The sequence below is a fragment of the Paenibacillus sp. YAF4_2 genome (assembly GCF_052113225.1).
In the GTDB taxonomy this organism is placed as follows: Bacteria; Bacillota; Bacilli; order Paenibacillales; family Paenibacillaceae; genus Pristimantibacillus.
On the sequence record NZ_JBFRCT010000014.1, the window covers coordinates 69,229 to 81,390 of the forward strand.

Here is a 12,162-nt window from a genome sequence, read left to right on the forward strand (position 1 = left end):
GGCTTCTATCTTGTTCACTACAGTAACCGCTCGTACAGCCAGTAGGCACCAGCTGCAGCGATGAGGATGGATGCGGCTTGGACGGTCCGGAAGTAGCCTTTGTATTTCTGTGCATATCGGATGACAGGGACAGCCAGAGCGATGAGACAGAGCTGAATGACTTCGATGCCAATGTTGAAGCTGGCTAGATCGACAGCGACAAAGCGTTTTGGAATATCCATGCCGAGCAGAATGTCAGCGAAGCCCATCCCATGAATCAAACCAAAGGCGAAGGTGACAAGCCAGCGGAAACGAACTTTTTTGAAGAAGATATTCTCAATTGCGACATACACGATGCTGAAGGCAATGATGGATTCGATAAAGGTTGAAGGGAAATGCAGGATATCGAGATAAGTCAGTGTCAGTGTGATGCTGTGGGCGATTGTGAAAGCTGTAATTGTTGCTGCATACTGCTTGAAGGTTTGTCTGCCCAGCAGAAGGGCGAGCAGGAACAATAAGTGGTCATAGCCGCCAAGAATATGATGCATGCCAAGCTTGAAGAAAGAAAACCAAGCCGAGTCTTCAAAGCTGGTTTTGTGCATTTTTTTAGAAGGGCTGGTTGTTACGGGAGTATCTTGCCCTACTGCTGGAACCGTTGTGTCTGTTGCTGCTGTCTGACCTGTCTGACCTTGCTCAAGCTGCGGCTCGGTATGGATCATTGTGAAATTCCGATCATTGCCGGTAAGAATCGCTTGGCTGACATCGGAGCCGCTGTTCGCAACAAGCAGATTGGCATAATTCGTATTATTATCGTTGTAATAAAGGCCGTCATTCAGATTGACAGTAGCGCCATAGGGAACTGCAGGATAGACGAAATGGATGGTTACATAAGTCATGCTGTTCTTTTGGCTGAACTCAATGCCTGTCATTTCGCCAGCTTGTTGCTGCTGATCAACCTCCCAAGCCGTTGAATCCTCTATAAAATGGGCAATTGTCTCTTCGTTAGTTGTTAACTCCTCCTGATCAAGCTTCCCATCGCGGTTCGTATCCACATCAACTTTCTCTAGAACAGATAGCTCATCAATGGAGAAGTCAAGCTTGGTCTGCTCCTGTTCGAATGTAATTTCCGTGTAACTTGCGCTAAGTGGATGGGCGTCAGCAGTCTTTGGCAAGGTTATGATCGGTATGGTCATGATCAAAAGCAACATTATTAGTTGCTTGCTTCGTGAAATTTTGTTCAACATAATAACCCCCGAATAGAAGAAATGTTTAATAAAATTATAAATCCGTTGGAAATGTCGTGTCAATTAAATTAACTTATGACTAAAAAGTATTTACATAAACATAACATATAACTAGGTATTTGTTTACAAAACAGAGGTTTGTTGGTTATATTTAATAATACTACATCAAATTTTAACTTAGAGTTTACAAAACGGTGTTATATTTAAGTGTGATTCGACAAAAAACGCGGGCAGGTGGTTTGGGGGAAGGTAATTTTGTGGTTTTGGCAAGTTGATTCGAATGATAGCAAATTTTGAACATATGTTCAAATAGGAGAGTGACATATGCTTATTTCTTTATCAAGAAACAAGAAGAAATGGACAAGCATGCTGCTGATCGCATCATTATCGGCCGGATTGTTGTCTAGTGTCGGTGTTCCAAGCGTGCAGGGTGCTGCAGCTGCTGGGATTGCGGAACATGTAGTGATTAGTCAGGTTTATGGAGCGGGCGGGAATAGCGGTTCTGTGTATTCGTACGATTACATTGAACTTTATAATCCGACTAACACAGATGTATCGCTAGAGGGCTGGACCGTTCAATATGGAAGCGCAGCGGGAACCGCTGCTTTAGGCAAGACGAATTTGGCAGGGACGATCCGTGCGTATGGCTACTATTTGATTCAAGAATCCAAGGGAACTGCTTCGGTAGCTGAATTGCCAACGCCGGATGCTGTAGGTGCTTTCACGATGGCAGCGGGAAGTGGCAAGGTAGCATTAGTTAGCAACTCGAATGCTCTTGCAGGTACGCCTGGAGGAGATGTATCGCAATTAAATAATCCTAACTTAATTGATTATGTAGGCTATGGCGATGCCAATCAGTATGAAACCGCGAAAACAGCCGTTATTTCGGCAACGACAGCAGTTATTCGCAAATCTTCAATTACAGATACAACAGGTACTACAGGCTCTGGAGCAGGCTACGACACCAATGATAACTCGGCCGATTTCATTGTTACTGCCCCAACCCCAAGAAACTCCGCATCACCTCTTGAGGCTCCGCCAATCGATGGCGGCAGCGAGCTGCCGGCAAGCTCGAAGGCAGTAGGTAAGGAGATTAAGCTGTTATCCGGAACATTAACAGGTTACTCCGGTGCGGCTGCACCTAGTTCGACGGTTAATGTCTACACAGCAGACACTCATACGCTGATTACCTCAACCACCTCTGACATCAACGGTGCTTTTGAAGCTACGGTAGGAGCGGCAGATTCCGTTATCATTACAGTACAAGAGACGGGGAAAACGGAAAGCGTTGACCTTTCTATTAATGAAGCGGTTAAAGCACCAGCCGTAACCGTTAACGGTTACGTTGTTGACGGCTCGAACGCCGGAACGGTAGCCGGAACAGCAGGAGCAGCAGGTGCAATTATCTCTGTCTATTCCGATGAAGCTCTAACCACGAAGCTGTCGACTAGCGGAGGTGCCCAGACAGTAACCGCAGGCAGTGACAAAGCTTTCAGTTTTACTCTTAAAGATGCGCCTGCTGCGGTCTATGTGACCCAGCAAATCAATTCTGCAAGTGGCAGAGGACTCGAGAGTGATGCGATTAAAGCGGAAAGCCTTGATTCCTCAGGAACTACGCCAATCAGCACGCTTCGTCAGGTTGATACTAATGGCTCACCTGTCTATAAAGACCAGATCTTTACAATTGAAGGTGTGGCTACAGCAACCAATAATGTTCTTGGTGCAAATACGTATTATGTGCAGGATAGTACCGGTGGTGTGAACGTTTACGGAGGTACTGCTTCCGATTTGACTATTGTGCAGGGTGACCGCCTTCGCATAACTGGATCTCTTATTTTCTATAACGGATTAACGGAGTTCCAGCCTTCTGCAGTAGAGAAATTAGGGGAAGGTGTTGTCTTACCTGACCCGATTCAGACAACCGCAGCAAGCCTTACTTCCTATAACACCGCTGAGCCTCTTGAAGGAAAGTTGGTTTCTCTGACGGCAACCGTAACGGCCCAAGCCGCTTCCGGCGCCCACTATAACATGACTGTACAGGATCCAAACGATACGACCAAGACGATCACGGTACGTGTGATTTCTACGACTGGAATTGATGTTTCGTCGTCTTTGCAAGTAGGCAAAACCTATGTCATCACTGGTCTTGTCGGGCAATATGACAGCAGCAGTCCTTACACGACTGGTTACCAGCTGTTCCCGCGTTCAACGGCGGATATTATTCCTACCCTATCGATCACACATACGCCTATCCAACAGACGTACACTAATATTGATGTTAATGTTGAAGCAAGTGTGGATGGCGCGACTTCGGTAAGCCTGTATTACCGCAAGGCAGGTGTGAGCGAATATACCAAGACAGCCATGACATTGTCTGGGACAAATACGTACTCAGCTACAATCTCCAAAGGTGCGATTGGGACTTCAAATTTCGAGTACTATATTGAAGCTACATCTGCAGTTGCTTCCAAAACATCAGGCTCAGCAGCGTCTCCTTACGTTGTAACACTGACCTCAGATGCAGTTGGTCCTGAGTATACTGGCGCTGTACCGGAACAGGATTACCGTGTAGAGAACTATCGTCCTTCTATTGCTATCGAGCTGGACGATCTGAGTGGAGTAGATCTTAATTCGATCACTCTGAAGCTTGATGAATCCGATGTTACGGCTTCGATTACGAAGACACCGAACTCTGTTACGAATCAGCATGTGAAGGTAACTTATCTTCCTTCAACTGATCTTGCGCTTGGCACTCATCAATTAAAAGTAACGTCAAAAGACTCCGTTGGTAACGATAGCACATTCGAGTGGTCGTTTATTGTAAGTGAGCCATTCACAGGCGGCAATCATTACCGCGGTACGACGCATAACCATACGAACATTTCGCATGACGGCACGGGCTCACCGGAAGATGCCCTGAAGGCTGCGGAGAAATACAACTACGACTGGTTTGCTTTCTCTGATCATTCTCATGACATCGATGCCCCTGCTTCAGGTACTTTTACCGATACGGTGAAAAACGAAGGCGGCATGGAAGAGAGAACAGGCGGCGCGGATTGGCAGCTAACGAAAACTCTTTCTAAGGAGTATACGAAAAACGATGAGTTTGTCGTATTCCCGGCATTCGAGATGACTTCGACAACTTGGGGTCATTCCAATGTTTTTGGTACGGAGAACTTTATTGACCGTAAGGAAAATGGCGGCATCTACAATACCGATGTGAATCAGTATTATGCCTGGGTGCTGACACATGACGAAGCTGTTGCCCAATTCAACCACCCGAACGATCCGAAAGGTTCCTTCAATAATATGAAGCCAAATGTGGAGGCAGAGAAGCTGTTTACCATGTTTGAGGTTGGGAACGGTTCAGGTCACTACTCGTACGCGAATGCAGAGCAAACGTATTTCGGCGCTTTGGATCTTGGCTGGAAGGTTGCTCCGACTTACGGTGAGGACAACCATGACGGTACATGGGGTCAAACGATGAAACGTACCGTGATCGTGTCTGAGGATCTGTCGCCGGAGTCGCTGCTGGATTCGATGCGTAAGAGACGGGTATACATGACGGAAGATCCAAATCTTACGTTGGATTTTATGGCTAACGGTATTTATATGGGCGGTGTAGCGGAAGGCTCCAAGCTGAACTTCAGTGTACATGGCAGCGACAACGTTGCGGAAAACCGTTCCATGACCGAATATGATTATTTGCCAGCTAACTATGTCTCCAACGACAATGTGGCGAAGGTCGAACTGATCTCAAATGGCGGTAAGGTGATTGATTCCTATGTGCCAAGCGAGAGTGCTAAGTCCTTCACTTGGGAACCATCGGTTGACGTAAAGGGCGGACAGCAATGGTACATGATCCGTATGACGCAAGTAGATGGCGAACGTGCTTATTCGGCGCCAATCTGGTCGCAGGATACAGAAGTGGATGTGAAAATATCCGCTTCCGAGGTTGTAGGAAATGCACTGATTCAAGGCACAGAAGCGACACTTAAAGCGGATATCAGCAATACCGGTACAAGTGCGCTTACGAATCTTGCAGTGAAATTCTATTATGACAGCCAAGATGAAGCGCATCTGATTGGCACAAGTACAATTGATTCGATGGCAAGCAACACGATTTCCTCCGTCTCTGTGAAATGGGCGAATCCGGTTGTAGGCGATCATAAGCTTATTGCGGTGGTGTCTTCTGTTGAAGGAGATAATCCTGCTGACAATGTGTACACCATCGATGTAACGGTGAAAGCACCACTTGGCATTACGGTGATGATTGACGCCAGCCACAAGAATGAGAATACGTCTAGCGATCCAAGCAGTACGTACAAAAATAAGCTAGGCCTGTTCAAGCAAATGCTTGCTCAAGAAGGCTATACAGTAGTTGAGAACACCTCTGCTCTTACTTCTGATGTATTGGCAGGAGTTAAAGTGCTGATGGTGACGAACGCTGGCGTGGACTTCACGGCGGATGAAAATGCAGCGGTCAAAGCATTTGTTGACGGGGGCGGCTCTCTCTTCATGTTAGGTAAAAGCAACTTCACTCTTGATCCAACACTAAATAATGATTTGCTTGCATCGATCGGATCAACCATTCAAATCTCAAATGACGGCATCTATGATGATTCTGCAACAGGCAACTATTGGTCGACGCCTGCTACAGCCAAGCATGCAGTCAAGATGCTCCCGAACATCGTAGACAATGGCATCATGGATGGCGTGAGCTGGCTGGAGTATTACAGCGGCTCAAGCTTGTTCAAGCTTGGCGGTGAGCCACTCACTAACAGCAGCTCGGTATCAATTCTGGCTGGCGGTAATGAAACCACCTACCAGACGACTGTAATAGCGCCAACCTACACGTATGATACGGTGTCGGATACAACAGGTGGTTCGGCAATTCCGGCAATAGCCTCCGAGGTGCTTCCGAATAACAGCCGAATCATAGTTACCGGTATGAATGTGGTTAATGATTTGGAATGGGATAATACGTATGGCGATTATGGCAACAATGATTTTGGCCTGAATGCAATTAACTGGCTGGCAGGCCGCGGCATGACCGTATCGGACATTGGTGCTGCACGCGATTTGCCAGACGGAACGGATGTTGTTATCCAAGGTGTTGTCACGACAGGAGCGGGTGTATTCTATGATGCCTTCTATGTTCAGGACGAGACTGGCGGGGTCATGGCATTCCATGACGTGCCGGAAGGTGCGCTGAAGGTTGGCGACATCGTGCGTGTCCATGGTGAAACACAAACCTTTGAGAATAACAAAGAACTTGTTTATGAAGCCTTTGCTAAAGATGTCGTTGTAGTTGGACATGAGGCAGCAGCAAGTCCGAAGATAATGGCCACAGGTGATGCGGACTTGCCATCAAATCTAGGCTTGCTTGTTAAAGTAAAAGGTACAGTAACAAAGAGATACGACGAAAACTCTTATATGATTAATGATGGCAGCGGCGAGATGCTGGTATTCACAGACGGTTATATTGTGAATCAGTCGGGCCCAGTTCCTCAAGCGGCTATTGGCGATGAGCTCGAAGCTATCGGATTGCTCGGCGGCTTCTCGGAAGGTTATCGGATTCGTGTACGTGATACGAAGGAGCTTAGTGTCAGAGCAATCGAACATTCGCAGGATGTTACTTTGAAAGAGTTGTCGGTCTTCGATAACACGAATGAAGTGTACAAGTCGCCTGTTGTCACTCCAGGTGTGAAGAATTATTCGGTAGAAGTAGAGAGCAACACAAAACAGTTACTGATGTGCGCAGTTCCTACGGATGCGGATGCTATGGTAACGATTACCGGGGGAGTACAGGATCCGGAAGAACCGATTAAAGCGATGTTCAACATCCCGGATAAGACGACTGTCTTCACGATTGTTGTCACATCGCCAGACGGTGCAACTACCGAGACGTATACGTTAACCGTAACGAAAAAGGATGCACCGGTTGTCACTCCGCCGACAAGCGGAGGCACAACAGTACCTTCAAGCCCGCTTGAGGAAGCTTTGAAAAATGCAACTTCTTCCACGATTACCGTTCAATTGTCCGGAACTGCCTTTAGTATTAGTGCAGATGAATTGGCTTTGTTCCTTAGTCAGAATAAAGTAAATTCGATCGTGTTTAATTCCTCAACAGGATCTTATAACTTAAATCTTGGTCAATTCGACTGGAGTAAAGTAGCGGCATTGCTTGGTCTTTCCTTAACAGATCTGCAGCTCAAGATTGAGATGAAGTCTGACCAAGCTGCATCTGATGCTGCAGGGAAATTTGGCTTGAATGCTCTTGGAGCAGTCAACTTTGAACTGAAAGCAGTGAAAAAGGACGGGCAAGAGATCGCCATGAGCGATCTTGGCCATTACATCAAACGGACCGTTAAGCTAGGCAGTCAGCCAAATGATGACCATCTGGCGGTTGTTCGTGTCGATAAGGATGCGAAAGGCAATACCGTCTATACACCTGTACCGTTTACGGTTAGTGGTTCAGAGGTTTCTATCATGAGCCGTACGGACGGAACATTCCTAATCGTACAGACAGATAAGTCGTTTAATGATACCGCAGCCCATTGGGCGAAAAAAGAGATTGACGCACTGTCTAATCTGTTGATCGTCGATGGAATAGGTAATGGCAGCTTTGATCCGAATCGTTCCATTACACGAGCTGAGTTTACAGCCCTGGTTGTTCGACTGTTTGGCCTTGCGACTCCGGCAGCAGCTGGCGGAAGCAAATTCGATGATGTGCAATCTGGTGACTGGTTCTCATCCGTTGTCGCAGCAGCTACAGGAGCCGGATTAATTAACGGCTACGCGGACGGTGAGTTCAGACCAGATCAAACGATTACTCGTGACGAAATGGCTGTTATCTTAGCACGTGGTTTAGAGTTCGCAGGGTATACCAACGATGCGGACAAAGCTGGCGACTTCGCCGACCAAGGCGATATTCCGGCATGGGCGGCAGAAGCGATCAGCCAGCTTGCAGGCTTTGGAGTTGTAAATGGCAAACCGGGCAATGAATTTGATCCGGAAGGCGATGCAACTCGTGCAGAAAGTGTAGTTATGCTGTACAGATTGCTGTCGATTCTGACGTTCACGAAGTAACTTCAAATTATCGGAGATCACCGCTGGGACATTGTCCCGGCGGTTTTCTATTTACCCCGCCTGCAGCAAGGAGTTTGCTTCATAAATATGGTACAATAGAGGGTAGAAATGTTTAGTGAGGTGTCGGAATGGACAAGTGGATATTAATTGACGGCAATAGTATCGCGAACCGTGCATTTTACGCGATGCCGCCGCTTACGAACTCAGCAGGTTTACATACGAATGCGGTATTTGGATTTACAACCATGCTGCTTAGATTACTAGAAGAAGAGAAGCCAACTCATGTGCTTGTTGCCTTCGATGCAGGTAAAGTCGTGTTCCGTCATGAAGGCTATACGGAATACAAAGGCGGCCGTGCGAAAACGCCATCGGAGTTGTCTGAGCAGTTCCCGGTTATGAAGGATTTGCTTCGAGCTTTTGGGATCTCGCAATTCGAGTTATCCGGCTATGAAGCCGATGATATTATTGGGACGTTGACGCGTATGGCAGATGAGCAAAACGTGCAGACGCTAGTTGTTACCGGTGATAAAGATATGCTGCAGCTTGCTTCGGATAACGTAACAATTGCGATTACCCGTAAAGGGATCAGTGAGGTCGAGCTGTTCTCCCCTGCAGGTATTGATGAAAAGTATGGATTGAAGCCGATGCAAATTATCGACCTGAAGGGTCTAATGGGCGATACATCTGATAATATTCCGGGTATTCCGGGTGTTGGCGAGAAGACAGCGCTTAAGATGCTGCATGAGCACGGTTCCGTTGAAGAGGTATTGGCAAACACAGACAGCCTGAAAGGCAAGATGAAAGAAAAGGTCGAGACGCATAAAGAAGATGCGATCATGAGCAAAAAGCTTGCGACCATCTTCCGTGAAGTACCGCTTGAGCATGGTGCCGACGATATTCGTTATGACGGTTATGAGCCTGCCGTGCTTGCAGAAGCATTCCGCAAGCTGGAGTTCAAGTCGCTGATCGAGCGGTTGGATCTAGGCGGTGAAGGAGCACACAGCGGAGAAGCGGCAGCCCCAGCTGTTGAACTGAATGTGATTGTCATCGAATCGGATAATGATCAGGAAGCGCTGCAGAAGCTGCTTGAAGCCTTGAACGTGGAAGGTGCTGAGCATGGCCTGTACGTCGAAGCAATCGGGGAAAATCCGCATCATGCGGATGTATTAGGCCTTGCTGCAGCAGTATCTGAGGATACGGTCTATGTCGTGCCAACAGCTGCTCTTAAACAGCCGTTCACCGAAGAACTGCGAGCCTATCTAGCTGATATGGACAAGCCGAAGTTTGGCTTTGATACACATAAGATCGAACTGGCGCTTGGCTGGAACGGGATCGAATGGAAGGGTGCGGCATTTGATGTGCAGCTTGCCGCTTATTTGCTTGATCCAACGGATACGAATCTGTCGCTTAATGCTTTATGTGACCGTTATGGCCAAGCTTCGGTGCAGCTGGATGAAGCGGTATACGGCAAAGGCGCCAAGTTTAAAGTGCCTGATAATGAAACGTTATATCGCCACCTGGCTGCGAAGGCAGATGCGGTTCGCAAGTTGACTGTTCTGATGCGTGCTGATCTTGAGAAGAGCGGAATGAACAAGCTGTATTATGAGCTTGAACAGCCGCTGTCTGTTGTACTTGCAGGGATGGAGCGCCAGGGCATTAAGGTAGAAAAGGCAGAGTTGGAACGCCTTGGCAGTGAACTTGAGAGCAAGTTGACATCAGCTGTGAGTGAAATTCACCGGTTGGCTGATATGGAGTTCAATATTGGATCTCCTAAGCAACTTGGCGAGGTTTTGTTCGAAAAGCTGGGACTTCCCGTTCAGAAGAAGACGAAGACCGGCTACTCTACAGACGCGGAAGTACTGGAAAAACTAGCGCCTTATCATGAGATCGTTCCGCTAATCCTGCATTACCGTACGTTGTCTAAGCTTCAGTCGACCTATATTGAAGGCCTCCTGAAAGAGGTTCGTCAAGAGACTGGCAAAATTCATACGTATTACCGTCAGACGATCGCTGCAACAGGCCGTCTTAGCAGCCAGTTCCCGAATCTGCAGAACATTCCGATTCGCCTTGAAGAAGGCCGGCAGATCCGTAAGGCATTCGTGCCGTCCGAGCCGGGCTGGTACATTCTAGCGGCGGACTATTCGCAGATCGAGCTGCGTGTGCTTGCTCATATTTCAGGCGATGAACGGCTGAAGGAAGCTTTTATCAACGACATGGATATTCATACGAAGACGGCGATGGACGTATTTGGCGTGTCGGCTGATCAAGTTGATTCGAATATGCGTCGTTCGGCGAAAGCTGTTAACTTCGGTATCGTGTACGGAATCAGTGATTTTGGCTTATCGCAAAACTTGAACATTACGCGGAAGGAAGCGTCGAAATTCATTGAACAATATTTCGAAGTGTTCCAGGGTGTGCGCAAATATATGGACGATATCGTTATGCAGGCCCGCCGTGACGGCTATGTGACGACTCTGCTGGAGCGCCGCCGTTATTTGCCGGAAATTAAAGCTTCGAACTTCAACCTCCGCTCCTTCGCAGAGCGGACCGCAATGAATACGCCGATCCAGGGTACAGCAGCAGACATTATCAAGCTGGCAATGGTGCGGATGGATGAGACACTTCGCGAACGTGGGCTGAAGAGCCGTATGCTTTTGCAAGTACATGACGAACTTGTATTCGAAGTTCCTGAAGACGAGCTTGAGCTCATGAAGGAGCTTGTGCCTAGCGTAATGGCGGGCGCACTTGAGCTTGATGTTCCGCTGAAGGCGGACGTGAATTACGGTGTGAACTGGTATGAGGCGAAGTAAGGCTGGACTCGGGATTGACAAAACTATCCCGACTAAGCGAAGTTTCGCCTGTCTGCTGCGGGGATAATGTCCCCGCAACAGCGAAAGTTCCGCTAAGCCGTGGGATTGACAAAAGTATCCCACGCCGAAGCCTGTACGAATCAGGTATAATGGTTGTTGAGGTGAATAGAGATGCCTGAATTGCCAGAGGTAGAAACCGTAAGAAGAACGTTAATTGAACTTGTTGCCGGTAAAAAGATAACATCGGTGACGGTTAAGCTTCCCCGCATCATACAACGACCGGCTGAGCCAGAAGCGTTCGCTGCTGCGCTTGAAGGTCGGACAATCCAAACCGTTGAGCGGCGAGGGAAGTTTTTGCGAATTATATTAGATGATCTCGTGCTTGTCTCCCATCTGCGGATGGAAGGGCGTTACGGTGTGTTCCCTAGCGATGAGCAGGTAGAGCTTCATACACATGTCCTGTTTCATTTTGAAGACGGAACGGACTTAAGATATAAGGATGTACGTCAGTTTGGCACGATGCATTTGTTTGAGCCAGGCACGGAATTTGAACTAAAGCCGCTCAATAAGCTTGGGCTGGAGCCGCTTGATAATGAAGCTTTTACAGTGGATGCATTAAGAGGCATGCTTGGTAAAAAAACCGGTCTGATCAAGCCGCTTCTGCTGAATCAGGAATATGTGGTAGGGCTTGGCAATATTTATGTGGATGAGGCACTGTTTCTCGCAGGTATTCATCCGGAGCGCGCGGCTGATTCCTTGAAGAAGGCAGAATGGGATCTTCTTCATGAAGCGATTATTTCGACGCTGGCCAAGGCAGTTGCTGCAGGCGGCTCTTCGGTGAAATCATACGTGAACGGGCAAGGGGAAATGGGTATGTTCCAGCACCAATTGCTTGTGTATGGCAGGAAGAACGAGCCTTGCACCAAATGCGGCCGCTTGCTTGACAAAACCGTCGTAGGCGGCAGAGGAACGCATACATGCGCGAGCTGCCAGCCATTAGCGAAGACCCGTAAAAGGAACGTTCGGAAGGATTAATG

The 12,162-nt window shown here is 47.8% G+C and carries 4 protein-coding genes; 3 read left to right on the forward strand and 1 reads right to left on the reverse strand.

From position 1 onward, the window contains the following. Positions 1-17: 17 nt before the first annotated feature. Positions 18-1,187: a HupE/UreJ family protein gene (locus AB4Y93_RS26135; protein WP_441896415.1), complete on the reverse strand. Its 1,170-nt coding sequence runs from the start codon at positions 1,185-1,187 to the stop codon at positions 18-20. Positions 1,188-1,547: 360 nt separating this feature from the next. Between AB4Y93_RS26135 and AB4Y93_RS26140 the strand changes: the two genes are divergently transcribed. The 3 genes from AB4Y93_RS26140 (at position 1,548) to mutM (ending at position 12,160) form a co-directional block, all read left to right on the forward strand. After that, on the forward strand, positions 1,548-8,315 hold the full coding sequence (locus AB4Y93_RS26140; protein ID WP_441896417.1) for an S-layer homology domain-containing protein: 6,768 nt from the start codon (positions 1,548-1,550) through the stop codon (positions 8,313-8,315). Between the two features lie 128 nt (positions 8,316-8,443). Further along, positions 8,444-11,125 carry a DNA polymerase I gene (gene polA / locus AB4Y93_RS26145; protein ID WP_441896419.1) on the forward strand — a complete coding sequence of 894 codons (2,682 nt, stop codon included), beginning with the start codon at positions 8,444-8,446 and terminating at the stop codon, positions 11,123-11,125. Positions 11,126-11,296: 171 nt separating this feature from the next. Next, a complete protein-coding gene (gene mutM / locus AB4Y93_RS26150; protein ID WP_441896421.1) occupies positions 11,297-12,160 on the forward strand; it encodes a DNA-formamidopyrimidine glycosylase in 864 nt (287 codons plus the stop codon). Positions 12,161-12,162 lie beyond the last annotated feature (2 nt).

Bases quoted from the DNA above. Each gene is read 5' to 3' on its own strand.
- AB4Y93_RS26135 (WP_441896415.1), bottom strand. From the start codon at position 1,187: ATGTTGCTTTTGATCATGACCATACCGATCATAACCTTGCCAAAGACT.
- polA (WP_441896419.1), top strand. From the start codon at position 8,444: ATGGACAAGTGGATATTAATTGACGGCAATAGTATCGCGAACCGTGCA.
- mutM (WP_441896421.1), top strand. From the start codon at position 11,297: ATGCCTGAATTGCCAGAGGTAGAAACCGTAAGAAGAACGTTAATTGAA.
- AB4Y93_RS26140 (WP_441896417.1), top strand. From the start codon at position 1,548: ATGCTTATTTCTTTATCAAGAAACAAGAAGAAATGGACAAGCATGCTG.